Source organism: Nocardia sp. BMG111209, assembly GCF_000381925.1.
Lineage (GTDB): Bacteria > Actinomycetota > Actinomycetes > Mycobacteriales > Mycobacteriaceae > Nocardia.
The window spans coordinates 308,888-328,451 of sequence record NZ_KB907309.1 but is presented as its reverse complement, the minus strand read 5'-3'; the positions used below and the strand labels follow the sequence as shown (position 1 = coordinate 328,451).

Below are 19,564 nucleotides of genomic sequence, written 5' to 3'. Positions count from 1 at the left end.
GGACCCGCCCGCGGGGTGGTGCCGAGTCGGCGTCAGTGCGCCGGGGCCGGAGCCGGGGCGTTCGGGTCGACGCAGTAGCTGCCCGGGCCGTGGCACGGGGCGTTGATCGTGTCGAAGTACTGGTAGGCCGACCACAGCATGATCGGGCCGGCGACCAGGGCGGCGCCGGCGAGGGTGCCGACCGAGCCGATGGTCGCGACACCGGCGATGCAGCCCACCAGCGCGCCCGGGATGACGCCCGCGAGCAGAGTGGTGATCGCCGTGGACACCGAACCGATGGCCGCACCGGCGAGGCAGCCGAGGCCGCCGCCGATGAGACCGCCGATGACGGCGCCGGTGGCGCTGGAGATGGTGGCGCGCGAGCTGAACGCCGACAGTTCCTGCTGATCACGCGGGGTGAACGACTCGGTGATCGGCTGCGCGGTCGCGTCGACGCCCTTGGCGACGGCATCGGGGGTGATCGGATTGTCGACCGGCTGACCGGCGGCCGGATCGGTGCTCGGGGTGAGCCGCACGGTGTGGTCGCCGATCTCGGCGGCGATCGGGAACGTGGTCGCATTCTTGCGGTAGCTCAACGGGATCGAGTCGACGGCGTCACCCTGGGCGTTGTCGGCGACCAGGCTGCCGTTCACCGCCTGGAAGGAACCGTCCGAGGTGAGCACGACGGAGTTGCCGTCCGCGGTGACGGTGTAGTGCACACCGTTGAGGTCCAGGGCCTGCGACGCCGGCACGTGCACCATGCCGTCGGCGGCGGGCGCCGGAGCGGCCGGGTCGGCATATGCGGTGGCGGATGCGATGGCGACGGCACCGGTGGCCAGTACCGCGCACGCGGCGATCTTCTTCATCATAGGTGGGGCGACCTAGCTTTCAGATGAGGATTCCGAACGCATCGAAAGTGTTCCGATGCGGGGGCGAAGCCCGGCAGAACTTTATCTCAGCGGCGATCTCATTTTGAAATAGGCGAAAGACATCAAAGCTGGTCAGGGCTATCAGGAACCTCGCGGTTAATACACAGAAAGCCTTTTCAGAAGGGGTCTGCAGGGCTGGCCCAGGGTTTTGGAATACCATTTCTTTACATTCTTTTCGGAAAAGTTTTCCGAACCTCCCGGGAGTGCCCCGAAAAATGACGGAGGGCGGGCCCTCCGTGAGGAGGACCCGCCCTGCGGCATAATTTCCCGCAGCAGCGGAAATATCCGCTCCTGATTATCGGGAGACTATTGTCCCGGCCGTGGCCGGAGCGTTTTCTACTTGGCCGGGGCCGGCGCCGCGGGGGCGGCCGGGTCGACGCAGTAGGTGCCCGGGCCGTTGCACGGGCCGGTCACGGTGCTGAAGTACTGGTACGCGTTCCACAGCACGATCGGGCCGGCGACCAGGGCGGCGCCGGCGAGGGTGCCCACCGAGCCGATGGCCGCGACACCGGCGACACAACCGACCAGCGCGGCCGGGATGACGCCCGCGAGGAGGGTGGTGATCGCGGAGGACACCGAGCCCACGGCCGCACCGGCGAGGCAGCCGAGGCCGCCGCCGATCAGGCCGCCGATGACCGCACCGGTCGCCGAGGCGATGGTGGTGCGCGACGAGAAGGCCGACAGCTCCTGGGCGTCACGCGGGGTGAACGACTCGGTGATCGGCTGCGCGGTGGCATCGGTACCGGAGGCGATCGCGGCGGCGGTGACCGGGTGGTCGACCGGCTTGCCGTCCTCGGCCTTGGTGTCCGGGGTCAGCCGGACGGTGTTGTCGCTGATCTGGACCGCGATCGGGAACTCGGTCGCGTCCTTGCGGTAGGTCAGCGGGATGGAGTCGACGGCGTCACCGGCGGCGTTGTTCACCAGCAGGGTGGAGCCGCTGGCCTTGAACGAGCCGTCGCTGGTCAGCACGACCGAGTCGCCGTCGCGGGCGATGGTGTAGTGCGAACCGTTCAGGTCCAGGGCCTGCGCGGCCGGGACGTGGACGACGCCGGCCTGGTCGATCGTGACGCCCGACGGGGCGGCCGGATCGGCGTAGGCGGTGGCGGACGCGATGGCCACGGCGCTGGTGGCGAGCACCGCGGCGGCAGTGAACTTCTTCATCATGGTGAGGAACGACCTGTTCTGTCGTGGTCGAAAAAAGGAAAGACCCGCACGGGGCGTGCCGCGGCTGCGGCACGCCCTCGCACCGATGTCGGGACTACTTGGCCGGAACCGGCGCCGGAGCGTTCGGGTCGACGCAGTAGGTGCCCGGGCCGACGCACGGCGAGGACAGGGTGCTGAAGTACTGGTAGGCCGACCACAGCAGCACGGGGCCGGTCGCGATGATCGTGCCGGTCAGCGAACCGGCGGCACCCACGGTGGCGGCACCGGCGATGCAGCCGACCAGCGCGCCGGGCAGCACGCCCGCGAGCAGGGTGGTGATCGCGGTGGAGACCGAACCGACCACGGCGCCGATGAGGCAGCCGCCCACGCCACCGATGATGGCGCCGGTGATGGCGCCCACGGTGGAGGAGATGCTGGCGCGCTGCGAGAACGCGGTCAGCTCCTGCAGGTCACGCGGGGAGAAGGACTCGTAGACGTCCTTGGCCTGCGGCTTGGTGACGTCCTGACCGGCGGCGATCGCCTCGGCGGTGATCGCGTGGTCGACCGGCTTGCCGGCCTCCGGCGCGGTGTCCGGGGTGAGGCGGACGGTGTTGTCGCTGATCTGGGCCGCGATCGGGAACTCGGTCGCGTCCTTGCGGTAGCTCAGCGGGATGGAGTCGACCGCATCGCCGGTGGCGTTGCTCACGACCAGGCTGCTGCCGACGGTCTTGAACGAACCGTCGGTGGCGGTCAGGACGGCGGAGCCGCCGTCCTGGGCCACGGTGTAGTGAACGCCGTTGACCTCGAGGGTCTGCGACGCGGGAACGTGGATGACACCGGCCTGGTCGATCGCGACACCCGTGGTGGGCGCGGCGGCGGCCGGATCGGCATAGGCGGGGGCGGCCGCAACGCCGACGGCGCTGACGGTCAGTGCTGCATAAGCAGCGAATTTCCTCATCAGGGGGACCTCTTGCTTCTTTTGTTGCGTGAGACCTACGCGGAGCCCTACGGACACAGCGCAGTACGGACCTTCCCAGGCAACTGAGCAGGAGTCAAGATTCTACTCATCATGAATAATTCGTGAACGGCGCGCGACACCTCGCCGTAAATATCTGGACACCTCACGGTGGGTTTCGGGCCAGCTCACGGCTACCGATACCAAACTGTATGTAACCGTTGGTAACGTTATCCAGCTCACCAGAATTAACGTCCTCTTCAGAGAGTAGACGGTGGTCGGACATTCGGCCATTCTCACCGCTGTCGTGCAATGATAGCCGTCTGCAATGAAATAGGGGGTCGGGACCTGCGGAGTTCGCACCGCCGGGCCGGGGGTACTGCCGGAATTAATTCATCGACAATTTACGGCGTCCCGGTGCGGCTTTCATCGACAACCCAACCGGTGTGGTCGCTATTTACCCGAGTGATACACACCATGGAAACACCGAGGCCCTCGCGTTGTCCCGCGAGGGCCTCGGATCGTGTTGTCGCCGAACCGCTTATGCGGCCGCCACGTCGGCCAGATGTGCGGCCCGCATCCGGATCCGCTGCAGCCGTTCCAGATCGGCGGCCACCGCGCTGACCCGGTCGCGGCGGTCGTCCTCGTGCCGGTCGACCGCGCGCGCGGCATCGGCGATCGCGGCGTCCGCCGCGGTCGCCCGCTGCTCGGCCACCTCGGTGAAATGGTCACGCAGCGAGCGCTGTACCTCGCGCAGCCGCTGCTTGGACTCCTTGCCGACCTGGAAGGAGACCTCGTCCATCAGCTTGCCGACGGCGATCTTCGCCTCCAGCTGCCGCCGGGCCTTCACGTTCTTCAGGTCTTCCCAGACCGTGTGCCCGCCCAGCAGCAGACCGGCCGCGATCGACCACGGGTTGACCAGCGCCAGGCCGGCCAGGGTGGTGGCCACGCCGATCATCAGCACGCCGCTGTAGGAGCCGCGCAGCGCGCTGACCGCCCGCTGGGTGATCGAACCCTTGGCGCTCTCCAGCTCCTCGAGCTGCCCGTAGCTGTTCAGTACGTCGTGGGTGTCGGAAACGCGGATGCGCGGCACCGAATTCCGCTCCTCGTCCGCGAACCGGGCCGCCACCGTGCCCGCGAGCTCGACCGAGAGACGTTGGGCGAGCAGGAAGTTGTCGGTCACCTCGGCGTTGATGCGATCGTCGACCCAGGTGTTGAACTGCGCCCAGCGCTTGCTCGGATCACCCTTGGCGATCTCGTGTTCCGCCTCGCGGATCAGGGCCCGCAGCCGATTGCGCAGGTCGTGCTCGACGGCCACGTTCAGCTCGGTGACCCCGTCGCCCAGGGCGTACGGCCAGTTCGAGGTGCGCTTGCGCAACGCCAGAGCGGCCTGCCGGGCCTGCTCGAGATGGGTGCGCGCCACCAGATCCCGCTGCGGGTCCTGCAGCCGGGTCACCTCCGAATTCAGGGCCAGCGTCACCTGATCGGACACCACCCGGACGTCGTTGATGACCGACTCGCGGGCCAGCAGCGCCGCGCGGGCCAGCAGATGTTCGCGGATGTATCCGACCAGCTGGGGGATGCCCGACTCGACGATCTTCCCGTTGTCGTTGCCGCGGTGGCCGGTCCGGTGCGATTCGGCCGACACCGGCAGCAGCGGCAGATCCAGTCCGGCCTCGGTGAGCAGTTTGCGGTTCGCCCGCTGCACATCGGACCAGCGCGGATTGGCGTCGATCTTGTTGATCACGCAGGCGACCACCGCGCAGGCGGCCTGCAACTGCTTGAGGTAGCGGATGTCCGCGGGGGTCAGCTCGTGTGCCGCGTCGGCCACGAACAGGACCGCGTCGGCGGTCGGCGCCAGATCCAGAGTGGCTGCCGCGGTGCGGGATTCGGGCCCGCTCAGGCCGGGTGTGTCGACCAGGACCACGCCGGCGGCCAGCAGGTCGGCCGGGGCCGTCACGGCCACCAGACCGTCGCGGCGGGCGGGGGTGCGGGTCACCCGGTCGCCGTGTTCGATCACGGCGGCCTGCGGGCTGTGCTGGCCGACCGGTGCGACGTCCGCGGCGACCAGGGCGTTGACGATGGAGCTGAGCCCCGCCCGGGATTCACCGGTCACGACGATGCGCAGCCGGTCGTCGCCGATGCGGCGCTGGGCCGCGGCGAGCCGCCGCGACAGGTCGGTGCGGCCGACGGTGTCGGTCACCGATTGCAGATCGGTGAGGATTTCGGTCATCGTTGCAGTTGCGTCGGTCACTTTGCCGACCAGTGCAGGGGCGCTCACGGGTGGAAGTCCTTTCGGCCGGCCCGTCCCGCCGGGTTGCGGCGGGACGGGCCGGGGTGAATCAGTGCTGGAGAAGGGCGCTCGAGTCGTGGCTCGCATCCGTGGTCGGATGCGCGCTCGCCGACGGATCGGCGCCCGACGACAGGCCGCTGGACAGACCGCTGGAGTGCGAGTCGGTCAGGCCGTGATCCGCCGTGCCGCCGGTGCCCGCCGTCACATCGGTGTGCGTCGCGGTGGTCGCCGCGGCCGAGTGGCCGCTGTCGGTGCCCGCGGTGGCATCCGTATGCGTGGTGGTGCCGGTGCTCGCCGTGCCCGCGCTCGTGGTCGGGGCGGAGCCGCCGGTGGCGGCGCCGGTACCCGTCGAGGTGGAACCCGACGTGCCGTGCGAATCGGTGCCGGTGCTGGTCGACCCGGAGGTCGCTCCACCGGTCGAACCCGCGGGGCTCGAGCCGCCCTGCTGCAACTGGGTCACGTTGTCGTTGGTGTGCGAGCTGACCCCGCCACCGCTGTTGGTGCTGCCACCCAGATCGGGCTTCGGGGCCGCGCCGCCGCTGGTGGTGGCGGTGCTGCCGCCGGCGGCGGTCGTCGGAGCCGAGTGCGTCGGATCCGCCGGTGCCGAGCCGGTGCCGGTGGTGCCCGGGGTCGCCGTGCCGGTGGTGCCGGTGGTGGCGTGGGAACCGTCGGTCGTCGTGGTGGTCGGCGCGTGGGTGGTCCCGGTGGTGGCCGTGGAGCCGGTGCCGGTGGTACCCGTCGTACCGGTGTGGGCGGTGCCGCTGGTCGCGGTCGAGCCGGTGGTGCCGGTGCCCGTCGTACCGGTACCCGTCGTGCCGGTGTGGCCGGTGCCGGTGGACGAGTGGCCCGCGCCGGTGGTCGAGGTGCCGACCACGGCCGCCGCCCGGGCGTCGGTGTTGGTCGCCTGGGTGACCGTGGAGGACAGCGAGGTGGTCGCGGCGTTGGCGGTCGAGGCCGCCACCGGGGTGGCGATCACCGGCTGCGCGGCCGCGGCCGTCGCCGAGGCGTCGGTCGCCGCCACTGTGGTGGCCGCGCCGGCGTGCGCCACCGACGCGGTGGTCGACTGGCCCAGCGCGGACTGGCCGAGCGCGCTCGACGAGGCGCCGAGGCCCGCGGACGTGCTGGTGGCGAGGTTCGCGGAGAGGCCGGCGTTGTGCGCCGCGCTGTCCGCGGTCGCCGCCGAGCTCTGCGAGAACACCGGCCGCGCGTCGGCGCTCGCCGACCCACCGGCGTTGACCGAGGCGTTGCCGTTCACACCCGTGTTGACCGAGGCGTTGCCGTTCGCCGAGGCGCCCGTGCCGACCGAGGTCGTCCGGATCTCGCCCGGCTGCTGGCTCCCGCCCGGCTGACCGCCGGCGCGCACGTCCTGCGAGCCGCGGCCGTCGTTGTCGTGCGAACCGGTGCGTCCGTCGTTGTCGTGCCCGATGCCGTGGTCACCGGTACGGCCGGACACGCCCTCCCGGTCGGACCCGCCGTCGTGATCGAAACCACGGTCGGAGTGGTCGGCGAAACCCTGCCCGGCGCTGTGGCCGTCGTGGTTCTGCGCGCCGGAGCCGGGGCGACCGCCCTCGAAGCCGCCGCCCGCCTGACCGCCGAGCCCGATGCCGACACCGGCGTGGCCGCCGATTCCGGCACCGAGTCCGCCGCCGAACCCGCCACCGATGCCCGCATGACCCCAGTCGGCCGCCGGCGCCTGGCCGTGACCCTCGAAGCCACCCTGGCCACCGAACCCGCTGTGGTCCTGTCCACCGAAGCCGTTGTGGTCTTGACCGCCGAAGCCGTTGTGGTCTTGACCGCCGAAGCCGTTGTGGTTCTGTCCGCCGAACCCGTTGTGGTTCTGTCCGCCGAAGCCACCCTGGCCGCCGAAGCCGCCGTGGTTCTGCCCGCCGAACCCGTTGTGATCCTGCCCGCCGAAACCGTCATGACCCTGGCCGCCGAACCCGTTGTGGTCGCCACCGAAGCCCGGCTGGCCGAAGCCGACCTGGCCGTGGTCGCCGAAGCCACCCTGGCCGTTGTGGCCCTGGTCGAAGCCGCCCACACCGAAGCCGCCCTGACCGGGACCGCCGTGGCCCTGATCGCCGAAGCCGGGGCCGTTGTGCAGGCCGTTGGCGAGGCCGACGCCCTCCTGGCCGCCGAAGCCGCCGTGCTCGCCGCCGAGGCCGCCGTTGCCCACGCCGAGCCCGGCGCCGGTGTTGATGCCGAATTCGAAGCCCACGCCGCCGATGTTCACGCCGACCTCGACGCCCGCCGAACCGCCGACCGGGACGGCCGGTCCGCCGTTGGCCGACACCGTGTCCTGCACGACGCTGGTCTCGATGGTCGCCGAGAATCCGGGTCCGCCGGGGATCAGCGATCCGCCGATGGAGTGGATGTCGTCGGTCTCGGTCTGGGTCTCGGTGAGCGAGCCGCCGCCACCGCCGAGCGGGGAGGAAGCGCCGCCGGCGACCTTCACGCTGTCCTGGGACACCCGGTGCTCGTCGACCGTCTGGAAGCTGGGGCCGAAGGTGCCCAGCGAGGCGTCGGTCTCGTGCACGGTGTCCGTCTCGGCGTGCGTCTCGTCGACGGTCTCGTAGGCCCCGCCGAACGGGGTGTTCACCGCATTGGTGACCTCGTGCTCGTCGAACTCCGAGTGGCTCGCGTCGACCGTCTCGTAGTGCGAGCCGAACGGGCCGGTGCTCTCGTCGATGTGCAGGTTGTCCGATTCGGCGTGGGTGTCGTCCACGGAGTGCGAGGCCGAGCCGAACGGGGTGTTCACGGCCTGCACCGAGTGGTAGCCGTCGGCCTCCTGATGCGACGCGTCGACCGTCTCGTGACCGAAGCCGAACAGCCCGGTCTCGCTCGACTCGTGCAGGGTGTCGGCCTCCGCGTGCGACTGGTCGGTCGCCTCGTAGGCCCCGCCGAACGGGGTGCTGACGAAGTGGCTCGACTGCTGATCGTCGTACTCGTTGTGCGCGGCGTCGATGTTCTCGTGGCTGCCGAACAGGCCGGCGCCGCGGTCGACGTGCAGGCTGTCGTTCTCGAGGTGCACGGCGTCGGCGGTCGAGCCGGCGGAGCCGAACGGGGTGCTCACGACGTCGACGGCGTGGTAGCCGTCGGCCTCGTGATGGCCCGCGTCGATGGTCTGCGAGTTGCCGAGCCAACCGGCGCGCTCGCTCTCGTGCAGGGTGTCGGACTCGGCGTGCGACTGGTCCACGGCCTGGTACGAACCACCGAACGGGGTGTTCACGAGGTGGCTCGAGGACTGGTCGTCGTATTCACTGTGCGCCGCGTCGACATCGTTGTAGCTGCCGAACAGGTTGGCGCCGCGATCCTCGTGCAGGGTGTCGTTCTCGACGTGCACGCGATCCGCGGTGTCGGCGGCCGAGCCGAACGGGGTGTTGACGATGTCGACGGCGTGGTAGCCGTCGGCCTCGTGGTGGCCCGCGTCGATGCTCGACGAGTTGCCCAGCCAGCCGGCCTGCTCGCTCTCGTGGAAGCTGTCCGCCTCGGCGTGCGACTGGTCGACCGACTGGTATCCGGAGGCCAGCGGGGTGTTCACCACGTGGGTGATCCGCTGGTCGTCGAACTCGTCGTGCGACGCGTCGATGTCCTCGTGGCTGCCGAACAGGTTCGCGCCGCGGTCCTCGTGGAAGGTGTCGTCCTCGCCGTGGATCCGGTCGACGGTCTCCGAGGCGGAGGCGAAGGGGGTGCTCACCGCGGTGACCCCGTGGTAGACGTCGCCCTCGTGATGGCCCGCGTCGATCGACTCGGAGGAGCCGAACAGTCCGTGCTGCTCGGCGATACGCAGGTTGTCGGACTCGCTGTGCGCGGCGTCGGTGGCCTGGTAGGCCGAACCGAACACGCCGTTGACCGAATGCGCGCTGTGTTCCTGATCGGCCTCGCTGTGCCGGTTGTCGACGTCCTGGTATCCGCCGAACAGCCCGGAACCGGCGCTGACGTGCCGGCTGTCGTCCTCGGTGTACGCGGTCTGCGAGCCGTCGAACTCGGTGCCGAAGGGGGTGACCGCACCGGCCACGTGCACGCTGTCGCCGGCGACATGGGACTGCTCGTCGGATGCGAAGGCGCTGCCCCACGGGGTGACATAGCCGGAGGCATCGGCGCTGTGGTCGGCGACGTGGTCGCTGCGATCGGCCTCGAATTCGGTGCCGAACGGGGAGACCGAGGTGTGCACGTCGGCGCTGTGGTCGGCCTCGTGATCGGCCTCGGAGCTGGTGTACGCGCTGCCGAACGGGGTCGACACGGAACCGACGTGCGCGGTCTCGTCGTACACGTGGCTGGAGTTCGAGGCGTCGAATTCCGAGCCGAGCAGGCCCGTGGTGCTGCTCACGTGGCTGGACTCGGCATCGACGTGGTTCGCCTCGTTCGCGTCGTACACCGAGCCGAAGGGGGTGGAGAGGCCCGCGGCGCCGGCGCTGTGATCGGCGACGTAGGTGTCCTGACCGGCGTCGAAGGTGGTGGCGAGCAGGCCCGGGGTGACCCCGACGTGGCTCTGCTGATCCAGGATGTGGCTCTGTTCACCGGCGACGAAGGAGCTGCCCACCGGGGTGGCGACCCCGGCGGCGAAGCCGTGCGCGTCCACGGCGGTGACATGCTCGCCGGCCTGGAAGGACAGGCCGTCGGAAGTGGGTACGACACCGGCGCCGGAGTCGACGTTCAGGGTATCGATATTGCCGACCAGGAGTCCGGTGCCGGCCGGCCCGAGGGCGGAACCCGCCTCGGCAGCCAGATGGGGGGTCGCGGCGGCGTGAATGTCGTCGGGCTGGTCGTTCGCTGGGCTGTTGCCAAAGCCGAGGACCGTGTTTTCCCCGAGGTTGTTGCCGAGGGCCATGGTGGAACTGCCTTTCCTGATCTCAATCGGCACAATCGCCTATGTGGGCTGTATCGCCATCCCTGCCTGCGAAGTTACGATCATCCGCTGGCGGGAAGGTGGGAGAAGTCTGTGAGTAAGCCGAGTGCTCACACCGGGCTCACAGCAGACGCCAGGACTACTGCCCGTGAAATTCGGGGGTTGCCGGACGTCGGGACACAGGCCCCTGGCTGAGACCGGTCGGCGCTATTCGCAAGACGGCGACACGCGGTCGGCGCTCGGCCACGCGGGCTGCGCGGCACGAACCGCCGGGATCGGGGGTCCTCGGCATCACCGTTACCGCGATGATACCTACACTTGGCTATAAGCGCAGGTCCCGGGTTTGTTGCCGGACAAACCGCCCATCACGAACAGATCACCCGCCGGCCCGTGCGGTTCCCGTTCGGCCGGCCGGATGGATGTCGCGATGTGGACATCGCCGCGGTACCACCGTGGCAGATGTGCGATGGCGGATATACATGGGAAACACGTTGCGGCACAATGCAAGGCGTACGTATTCGGGTGGTCCCGTGGGTGGCGGAGGGACGTGACGGTGAGCGGTGGCGGTACGGGAGCGGGTCCGGGCGATTCGTCGTACCCGGGGGACGCCACCGGTGACTGGGAGCCGGCGGATACGTCCGGGTCGCCCCGGCTGGCGAAGGACTACGGCGAATATCGCGGTCGCGTGACGCCGACCGCCGGCGCGACCTGTGTCTGGCGGGTCGACCGGCCGGACGGGACCATGCTGCGGGAATCCTCGGCGCGCAGTGCCGAGGAGGCCAAGGCGCTCGCGGATGCCTGGGTGGCCCGCGCCCGGCAACAGCCCGAGGACGCCGACCGATTCTGATCGCCGCCGCCGGCGCTCGCGTACTTCCTCTGAATACTTTGCCGCTCAACTGATTTCGCGATCATCCGCGCTGCCGCCCGCTCGGGCCGGGCCGAGTGTGCTTGCCGTGCGCCGGAGAGTGCTGTTACCTTATCGACAATGATTTTCACTTTCAAAGTCTGATGAGGGATTTCGATGGCTCGACCCGGTTTCGGCAGGCGTGTGAGGGGTGCGGCGTTCGGTGCGGCCGCGCTGGCGATGGTGACGGCGGGCTGCGGCACGTCCGCGCCGCAATCGCCGAAGAATGGCGGAATGCCTTCCGCCGCTAACGGATTGGCGGTGGTCGCCACCATCGACGCGTGGGGTGGCATCGCCGCCCGGCTCGGTGGCGACAAGGTGCACGAGACGAGCATCATCAGCGATCCGGGCGTCGATCCGCACGATTACGAGCCGTCCCCGGCCGACGCGCGCGCCGTGGCCGGCGCGAAGGTGGTGATCGCCAACGGCATCGGATACGACGCCTGGGCGGACAAACTGCTCGCCGCCGACCCGGGCCGGGACCGCATCGACGTGAACATCGGCACGCAGCTCGGCGTTCCGGCCGACGGCAATCCGCACCAGTGGTACTCGCCCGCCTCGGTCGCGACGGTCGTCGATCTGATCACCGCGACCTACAAGCGGGCCGATCCGGCCGACGCCGGCTACTTCGACCAGCAGCACGACCGATTCCTGGCCGCCGACCTGGCGGGATATCGGAGCCTGGTCACGGAGATCCGGCAGAAGTACGCGGGTACCCCGGTGGGCGCCAGCGAATCCATCGTCGAACCGCTGGCCCAGGCGCTGGGGCTGAATCTCGTGACACCCCCGGCCTTCCTGAAGGCGATCAGCGAGGGCACCGATCCGCCGCCGGCCGACAAGGCCGCCATCGACGCGCAGATCGCCGCCGGGGCGCTGAAGGTCTACATATACAACAGCCAGAACAGCACCCCGGACGTACAGGCCCAGGTCGACGCGGCGAAGCGGCAGGGGATCGAGGTCACGACGGTCACCGAGACCCCGGCCCCCGCCGGCGCCGCCTTCCGGGACTGGCAGACCGGGCAGTTGCAGGCGCTCGCCGACGCGCTGCACCGGGCGACCGGCCGCTAGATGAGGAGCGCGCAGACCCACGCGGCGCCCGCCGGAGCGACCGTGCCGGCGGCCGGTTCCGGCGGTCCGCCCGTCATCCGGCTGCGCGATCTGGCGGCGGCGCGCGGCGGCCGCCGGATCTGGTCGGATGTCACGCTCGAGGTCCGGCCCGGTGAGTTCGTCGCGGTGCTCGGCCCCAACGGCGCCGGCAAATCCACCCTGCTCGATGTGCTGCTCGGTCTCGTGCCGGCGGCCGCGGGCAGGGTGGAGGTGCTCGGCGACCGGCCCGGCCGGCGCAACGCGCGGATCGGATATCTGCCGCAGCGCCGCGCCTTCGACGCCGCGGTCCGGCTGCGCGGCAGCGATGTGGTCCGGCTCGGTCTCGACGGATCACGCTGGGGCACACCGATTCCCGTGCTCTCCCGGATGCTGTTCCCGCAGCGGACGCGGGCCCGGCGGCAGCGGCTGCGCGAGGTGCTGGCCCGGGTCGGGGCGAGCGGCTACGCCGATCGGCCGATCGGCCGGTGCTCCGGCGGCGAACAACAACGCCTGCTGATCGCTCAGGCGCTGATCCGCCGCCCCGCGCTGCTGCTGCTCGACGAGCCGCTGGACAGCCTCGACCTGCCCGGCCAGGCGGGCATCATCGACCTGATCCGCGATCTGTGCCGGACCGACGGGGTCGCGGTGCTGATGGTCGCGCACGACGTGAATCCGCTGCTGCCGCACCTGGATCGGGTCGTCTACCTGGCGGGCGGCACGGCGGCGTCGGGAACCCCCGCCGAAGTGATCACCGCGCCGCGGCTGACCGCGCTGCACGGCATCCCGATCGAGGTGTTGCGTGACTCGGCCGGGCGGGCGGTGGTGGTCGGCCGGCCCGGGACCCCGGCCGGCCCCGCCGAGCCGGATCCGGGGGCGGCGCGATGACCCCGCACCTGTACTGGAATCCGTGGCTGGATCTGCGGCAGATGCTGTCGTATCCGTTCATGGTCAACGCATTTCGCGCGGGCACCATCGTCGCGGTGGTGGCCGGCGCGGTGGGCTGGGTGATGGTGCTGCGCCGCGAGGCCTTCGCCGGGCACACCCTGGCGGTCCTCGGCTTCCCCGGCGCGGCCGCCGCCACCTGGCTCGGAATCGCCTCCGGCTACGGCAGTTTCGCCTCCTGCGCGACCGCCGCCCTGGTGATCGGCGCGCTGCCCGCCGCGACCCGGGCCCGCGGTTCCGGGGAACAGTCGGCGGTCATCGGCACCGTACAGGCCTTCGCGCTGGCGGCCGGAATGCTGTTCGTGAGCCTGTACCACGGCTTCCTCTCCGGCCTGACCAATCTGCTGTTCGGCACCATCGCCGGCGTCACCACCGGTCAGGTGCTGCTCCTGCTCGCCGCCGGCACCGTCTGCCTGCTGGTGCTCCTGCTGTCGGGCCGTCCGCTGCTGTGGTCCTCGATCGACCCGAAAGCCGCTGCCGTGCAAGGAATTCCGACGCGCGTCATGACGTCCGGATTCCTGGTGCTGCTCGGTATCGCCGCCGCCGGCGCGGGCCAGGTCACCGGCGCCCTACTGGTGTTCGCGCTGTTGGTCGCCCCACCGGCGGCGGCCCACCGCCTCACCACCCGCCCCGGCCCCGGCATCGCCTGCTCCGTCGCGATCGCGCTGACCGTCACCTGGCTGGGACTGTCCTGCGCCTTCTTCTCCTCCTATCCGATCGGATTCTGGGTCAGCACATTCGCCTTCACCGCCCACCTGGCAAGCACCGGACTCGCCGCCTGCCGCGATCGCCGCGGCGGACAGCGCCCCGGCCCGCCCGGCCCGCTACGTGAAAAGCCTTCCCTCCCTGCCACGTCCACCTCGCCGGACGCGGCCGCAGCATCGGCGCCGCGGCGTGGACGTGAGGGGTCCCCGCCGCGCGCCGCTGCTGTCGCCACCCTCCCCGATGCCACCGCCACCGCCACCGGCGACGGCGACGGCGAGACGAAAGTGGTTGCCGCGTGAGCATTCTCGCGCACCCCTTCATGGTGCACGCGCTGGTGGCGGGGACCGCGGTGGCGATATTGTGCGGCGCGGTGGGGTATTTCCTGGTGCTGCGGCGGGAGGTGTTCGCCGGTGACGCGCTCGGACACGTCGCCTACACCGGCGGGATGGCCGCGCTGCTGTTCGGATTCGCGCCCCGGGCAGGACTTTTCGTGGCCGCGGTGCTGGCCGGAGTGATACTCGGCCTCGGGTCGGCGCGCGGCGGCGCCGACGAGGAGGCGATCGGTTCGTTGTTCGCCTGGGTCCTCGGCCTGGGCGTGCTGTTCCTCTATCTCTATACGACGCATCGCAGCGGCGGCGGCGGTCACGGCAACGCCAACGTCAACGTGTTGTTCGGCAGCGTCTTCGGCATCGGTGCGCGGGGGGCGGAGATCGCGGTCGCGGTGGCGGTGCTCGCCGGGCTCGTGCTGCTGGCGATCGCGCGGCCGTTGCTGTTCGCGACCATCGATCCCGCGGTGGCCCGCGCGGCCGGGGTGCCGGTGCGGCTGCTGGGCGTGGTGTTCCTGGCGGTAGTGGGCGCGACCGTCGCGGAGGCGTCGCAGTTGGTCGGGGCGGTGGTGGTGCTCGGCCTGCTGACCGCGCCGGCCGCCACCGCGGCCCGGCTGACCGCGCGGCCCTGGCCGGCGTTCTGCCTGTCGGCGGTCCTGGCCACGGTGGCGGTGTGGGCGGGTATCGCCTTGTCCTGGGCCGTTCCGGCCGCACCGGCCGCTTTCACCGTGACGGCGACGGCCACCGGGGGATACCTCGTGGTGGTGGCCCTGGGCCGGACCGGGTTGTGGATGTCGGCTGCGCGCCGCGCGCGACGGGCGCATAGTGGGTAGCAGCGACGGGTATCCGGTACCCGTGGCGGAGCCGATCCACGCAGGTCCGGCAGGCTCGGCGGGGGCATCCCCGACCCGTTCCGGCAACCTTCCAGCAGTAAGCGGAGACTCACTACGGTATTGCCATTCTCCAAATCCGGAAGTATCGTTATCACTGTAAGGATTGCAAGAGTGTGCCTGTTGTCGTGCGGGCATGTCTTGCGGTCCGGACGACCGTGAGTGGGAGCTGCAATTGCTGGATTTGCCTGACGGCACCCGCATTCCGTTGATCGATGCGAGTGTGCACATCTTCTTCCGTTCGAACCGGGACTTCCGGAGCGCGCTGCGCGAGCCGTACCGGTCCCGGGGCATCCCGGACGTGGAGATGGACTGGTACGGCGCGCCGGGCGGGGAGTACGCACCGGGCACCGAAGGGCCGAACGGGGAGTATCCGGGCTCGGAACCGGATGTGGTGGGTGAACACCTGTTCCTGGAGCGGGGTGTGGATGTGGCGGTGCTGCATCCGATGACCCGCGGCGTCCTGCCCGACCGGCATCTCACCTCGGCGATTCTGGCGGCGCACAACGAGATGATGGTCTCGCGCTGGCTGGAGTCCGGCCGGTACGCGGAGCGGTTCCGCGGCACCATCCGGGTGTGCCCCGACGACATCTCCGGCGCGATCCGGGAGATCCGCCGCTGGCAGGGTAATCCGCAGATCGTGCAGATCGGGATTCCGTTGCAGTCGCGCGAGTTGTACGGCAAGCCGCAGTTCTGGCCGCTGTGGGAGGCCGCCGAGGAGGCGGGCCTGCCGGTGGCGGTGCACATCGAGACGGGCAGCGGCGTGGAGAACCCGCCGACGCCGTCCGGACACCCGCGCACCTATGAGCAGTACGCGTCGTTCATGGCGTTGAACTACATCTACCACCTGATGAACATGATCGCGGAGGGCGTCTTCGAGCGCTTCCCGCGGCTGCGGTGGGTGTGGGCCGACGGCGCCGCGGACATGCTGACCCCGTTCATGTGGCGGATGGACACCTTCGGCCGCCCGCATCTGGAGCAGACCCCGTGGGCGCCGCAGATGCCGAGCGCCTACCTGCCCGAGCACGTCTACTTCGTGCAGGGTGCGATGGACGGCCCCGGCGACGTCGAATACGCCGGGGAGTGGTTCGGTTTCACCGGCAAGGAGAACATGGTCATGTTCGGGTCGAGTTACCCGCACTGGCAGCTGGACGAGACGGTGAAGGTGCCGTCGGCCCTGTCCGGCGAGCAGCGGGAGAAGCTGTTGTGGCGCAACGCCGCCGGTCTCTACGGCATCGACATCGACACCACCATCACCACCGCCGGGGTGCGGTGAACCAACACGTTTTCCGGCAGCACGGGCCGAAAGACAGTGGGAGGCAATCATGACGCAGGCAATGATCCGGTCCCGGGTGCCCAGTACCGAACTGGTCCCGATCCGGGTGGTCGACTCGGACATCCATCCGGTGCCCGCACCGGGGCAGCTGGTGGAGTACATCCCCGAGCCGTTGCGGAGCAAGATCCTGTCGCACAAGGTCGGTAGCACGATCTATTACGACGCACCGGATTTCAATCACGCCTTCGCGATGCGGGTCGACTCGTTCACCGAGGACGGCGGATTCCCGGGCAGCGACCCGGATCTCGCCTTCCAGCAGGCGATCATCGAGGGCGGCTCGGACATCGGCATCCTGGAGCCGGGTTTCGGCGCCAAGCGGCTGCCGGAGTGGTCGCAGGCGATCGGCGCCGCGCACAACACCTGGCTGGCCAACCACTGGCTCGACAGCCACAACAACTGGCACAAGCGCTGGCGCGGCTCCATCTGCGCTGCGACGGAAGACATTCCGGGCGCGGTCCGCGAGATCGAGAAGTGGGCCGGCCACGAGTACATGTCGCAGATCCTGATCAAGGCCGAGCCGCGTCCGGCGTGGGGCGACCCGCACTACGACCCGATCTGGGCCGCCGCGGTGAAGCACAACATGCCGGTGGCCTGCCACCTGTCCCGTGGCTACTACGAGACGCTGCCGATCCCGCCGGTCGGTGTGCCCTCGTACAACCACGATTTCATGGTCAGCTACTCGCTGCTGGCGAACAACCAGGTGATGAGCCTGATCTTCGACGGCACCTTCGACCGGTTCCCGGATCTGCGAATCGTGTTGGTAGAGCACGCTTTCACCTGGATCCTGCCGCTGATGTGGCGGATGGACGCGATCTACGAGGCCCGCAAGTCCTGGATGGACATCAAGCGCAAGCCGTCGGAGTACGTCAAGGAACACATCAAGTTCACCACCCAGCCGCTGGACTACCCGGACGACAAGACCGAGTTGACCCGCGCGTTCGAGTGGATGGACTGCGAGAAGATCCTGCTGTTCTCCTCGGACTACCCGCACTGGACCTACGACGATCCGCGCTGGCTGGTGAAGCATCTGCCGGCCCACGCGCGCGAGGCGATCATGTTCCGCAACGGGATCGACACCTACCATCTGCCCGAGTCGGTTCCGGCGCTGCCGGGGCAGACCAAGGTCTGGTGACGGGCTTGGCCGAGGAAGCACTGCACGACAAGGCATCCGAGCCCCGCTTGGCGCAGGGCCGGGAGCATGTGGTGGCCAAGGTGGACGAAATCGCCCCCGGCACCCACAAACTCGTGCCGATCGGTCGCCACGGCGTCGGTGTCTACAACGTGAACGGCACCTTCTACGCCATCGCCAACTACTGCCCGCACGAGGGTGGTCCGCTGTGTTCCGGTCGCGCCCGCGGCCGGACCGTGGTGGACGAGAACGCCCCCGGCGACGCGGTGGAAGTGCGCGACCAGGAGTACATCTACTGCCCGTGGCACCAGTGGGGTTTCGAACTCTCCACCGGCACCACCGCGGTGAAGCCGGAGTGGAGCATCCGCACCTATCCGGTCCGGGTCGTCGGCGACGAGGTTCTGGTCACCGCCTGACCGATCGGGCGCGCGGATCACCGCGCGCCCGTGAGCAAACATCGGAAACACCGTGTCCGGGTGCGCCCGGCACGGTGTTTTTTCTTGGAATCGACCGGTGGATCTGCCCGAATCCGAGGTAGCGCCGCGTCGCCGAATGTAGGATTCTCGAATACGAGAATGAAGTTTTCATTGCTCGAAATTGATCTTCCAACTCATCGAGGAGACGGGATGCCAGCGACAACGGGCGTCACGAAGCGACTGCTCATCGACGGCCAGCTGGTCGACGCGGCGCAGTCGTACCCATCGATCAACCCGGCCACCGGCGAGATCTTCGGTTATGCCCCGGATGCCGGGCTCGCCGAGGCGGAGGCCGCGATCGCAGCCGCCCGCAAGGCGTTCGACACCACCGATTGGGCCACCAACGTCGAGCTGCGGGCCCGCTGCCTCGATCAGTTGCACCGAGCCCTGTCCGACAACGTGGAACAGTTGCGCGATCTGACGGTCGGCGATGTGGGCGCGACCCGCATGTCCACCTCCGGCCCGCAGCTGGAGACGCCGATCGAGATCGTGCGGTACTACGCCGATCTGCTGCCCGGCTACTCGTTCAGCGAGGACCGCGGCACCATCGAGGTGCGCGGCGCCAACCACCTGCGCTGGGTGGAGAAGGAAGCCGCGGGCGTGGTCGCGGCGATCATCGCCTACAACTACCCCACTCAGCTGGCGCTGGCGAAGCTCGCCCCCGCGCTCGCCGCCGGCTGCACCGTGGTGCTGAAGGCCGCGCCCGACACCCCGCTGATCACCCTCGGCATCGCCGAACTGATCGCGGAGCACACCGACATCCCGCCGGGCGTGGTGAACGTGCTGTCCTCGACCAGCGTCGAGGTCGGCGAGCTGATGACCACGCATCCGGACGTCGACATGGTCACCTTCACCGGCTCCACCCCGGTGGGCAAGAAGATCATGGCCGCCGCCAGCGGCACCCTGAAGCGGGTCTTCCTGGAGCTCGGCGGCAAGTCCGCCGCGGTGGTCCTGGACGACGCCGATTTCGACATGGTCGCGATGATGTCGGCCTTCGCCGGATGCAGCCACGCCGGTCAGGGTTGTGCGATCACCACCCGCATCCTGGTCCCGGCGAGCAAGCACGACGAGATCGTCGACAAGATCGCGGCGATGCTCGGCAACGTGAGCGTCGGCGACCCCGAGGATCCGACCAAGTACATGGGTCCGCTGGTCAGCGCGCGGCAGCGGGACAAGGTCGCGGGCATGGTCGATCGGGCCGTCGCGGCGGGTGCGAAGCTGGTGTGCGGCGGGGAGAAGGTCGATCCCGGCTTCTTCTACACCCCGACCCTGCTCACCAACGTCGATCCCGACTCCGAGATCGCACAGGAGGAGGTGTTCGGTCCGGTCCTGGTCGTGCTCACCTACGAGGACGACGACGACGCGGTCCGCATCGCCAACAACTCCGCCTACGGCCTGTCCGGCGCGGTCTACGGCAACGAGGAACGCGCCCTGGCGATCGCCCGCAAGGTCCGCACCGGCACCCTCAGCGTCAACGGCGGCATGTACTTCGCCCCCGACGTCCCGTTCGGCGGCTACAAGCAGTCCGGACTCGGCCGCGAGATGGGCCCCGAGGGGCTGGAGGAATTCCTCCAGCGCAAGACCATCGCCAAACCCGTTGCCTGAGTAGGTGATCGGAACTGCGG

14 protein-coding genes are annotated in these 19,564 nt (G+C 69.6%); 9 read left to right on the top strand and 5 right to left on the bottom strand.

Annotation, left to right across the window (positions count from 1 at the left end):
* Nucleotides 1–32 precede the first annotated feature (32 nt).
* From G361_RS0132600 to G361_RS0132580, 5 genes are all read right to left on the bottom strand, one after another.
* A complete protein-coding gene (locus G361_RS0132600) occupies nucleotides 33–848 on the bottom strand; it encodes a hypothetical protein (RefSeq protein WP_019931338.1) in 816 nt (271 codons plus the stop codon).
* A gap of 396 nt (nucleotides 849–1,244) precedes the next feature.
* The gene (locus tag G361_RS0132595) at nucleotides 1,245–2,072 is read right to left on the bottom strand and encodes a hypothetical protein (protein ID WP_019931337.1); all 828 of its coding nucleotides are present in this window, start codon (nucleotides 2,070–2,072) and stop codon (nucleotides 1,245–1,247) included.
* Between the two features lie 94 nt (nucleotides 2,073–2,166).
* On the bottom strand, nucleotides 2,167–3,009 hold the full coding sequence (locus G361_RS0132590; protein WP_019931336.1) for a hypothetical protein: 843 nt from the start codon (nucleotides 3,007–3,009) through the stop codon (nucleotides 2,167–2,169).
* A gap of 538 nt (nucleotides 3,010–3,547) precedes the next feature.
* Nucleotides 3,548–5,287 (bottom strand): dynamin family protein, encoded by a 1,740-nt coding sequence (locus tag G361_RS0132585; RefSeq protein WP_036496154.1) that lies wholly within the window; start codon nucleotides 5,285–5,287, stop codon nucleotides 3,548–3,550.
* 61 nt (nucleotides 5,288–5,348) lie between these two features.
* On the bottom strand, nucleotides 5,349–10,127 hold the full coding sequence (locus tag G361_RS0132580; RefSeq protein WP_019931334.1) for a hypothetical protein: 4,779 nt from the start codon (nucleotides 10,125–10,127) through the stop codon (nucleotides 5,349–5,351).
* Nucleotides 10,128–10,692: 565 nt separating this feature from the next.
* On the opposite strand from G361_RS0132580, the gene G361_RS0132575 reads away from it, so the two are divergent.
* The 9 genes from G361_RS0132575 (at nucleotide 10,693) to G361_RS0132535 (ending at nucleotide 19,544) form a co-directional block, all read left to right on the top strand.
* Complete coding sequence (locus G361_RS0132575; RefSeq protein ID WP_019931333.1) at nucleotides 10,693–10,992, top strand: hypothetical protein; 300 nt, start codon at nucleotides 10,693–10,695, stop codon at nucleotides 10,990–10,992.
* Nucleotides 10,993–11,283: 291 nt separating this feature from the next.
* The gene (locus G361_RS0132570) at nucleotides 11,284–12,117 is read left to right on the top strand and encodes a metal ABC transporter solute-binding protein, Zn/Mn family (RefSeq protein ID WP_231387174.1); all 834 of its coding nucleotides are present in this window, start codon (nucleotides 11,284–11,286) and stop codon (nucleotides 12,115–12,117) included.
* Nucleotides 12,118–13,020, top strand: coding sequence for a metal ABC transporter ATP-binding protein (locus G361_RS0132565; protein ID WP_019931331.1), 903 nt, complete (start codon nucleotides 12,118–12,120; stop codon nucleotides 13,018–13,020).
* Complete coding sequence (locus tag G361_RS45730; RefSeq protein ID WP_019931330.1) at nucleotides 13,017–14,081, top strand: metal ABC transporter permease; 1,065 nt, start codon at nucleotides 13,017–13,019, stop codon at nucleotides 14,079–14,081. Before G361_RS0132565 ends, G361_RS45730 begins: the two co-directional genes overlap by 4 nt.
* Nucleotides 14,078–14,941 (top strand): metal ABC transporter permease, encoded by an 864-nt coding sequence (locus tag G361_RS0132555; protein WP_019931329.1) that lies wholly within the window; start codon nucleotides 14,078–14,080, stop codon nucleotides 14,939–14,941. The genes G361_RS45730 and G361_RS0132555 overlap by 4 nt, the downstream gene beginning before the upstream one ends.
* A gap of 232 nt (nucleotides 14,942–15,173) precedes the next feature.
* Nucleotides 15,174–16,274 carry an amidohydrolase family protein gene (locus G361_RS0132550; RefSeq protein WP_019931328.1) on the top strand — a complete coding sequence of 367 codons (1,101 nt, stop codon included), beginning with the start codon at nucleotides 15,174–15,176 and terminating at the stop codon, nucleotides 16,272–16,274.
* A 49-nt stretch (nucleotides 16,275–16,323) separates the two neighbouring features.
* Nucleotides 16,324–17,466, top strand: a complete 1,143-nt coding sequence (locus G361_RS0132545) for an amidohydrolase family protein (protein ID WP_026343773.1) — start codon at nucleotides 16,324–16,326, stop codon at nucleotides 17,464–17,466.
* Nucleotides 17,463–17,879 (top strand): Rieske 2Fe-2S domain-containing protein, encoded by a 417-nt coding sequence (locus G361_RS0132540; protein WP_019931326.1) that lies wholly within the window; start codon nucleotides 17,463–17,465, stop codon nucleotides 17,877–17,879. The genes G361_RS0132545 and G361_RS0132540 overlap by 4 nt, the downstream gene beginning before the upstream one ends.
* 210 nt (nucleotides 17,880–18,089) lie before the next feature.
* Complete coding sequence (locus G361_RS0132535) at nucleotides 18,090–19,544, top strand: aldehyde dehydrogenase family protein (protein WP_019931325.1); 1,455 nt, start codon at nucleotides 18,090–18,092, stop codon at nucleotides 19,542–19,544.
* Nucleotides 19,545–19,564: the final 20 nt, after the last annotated feature.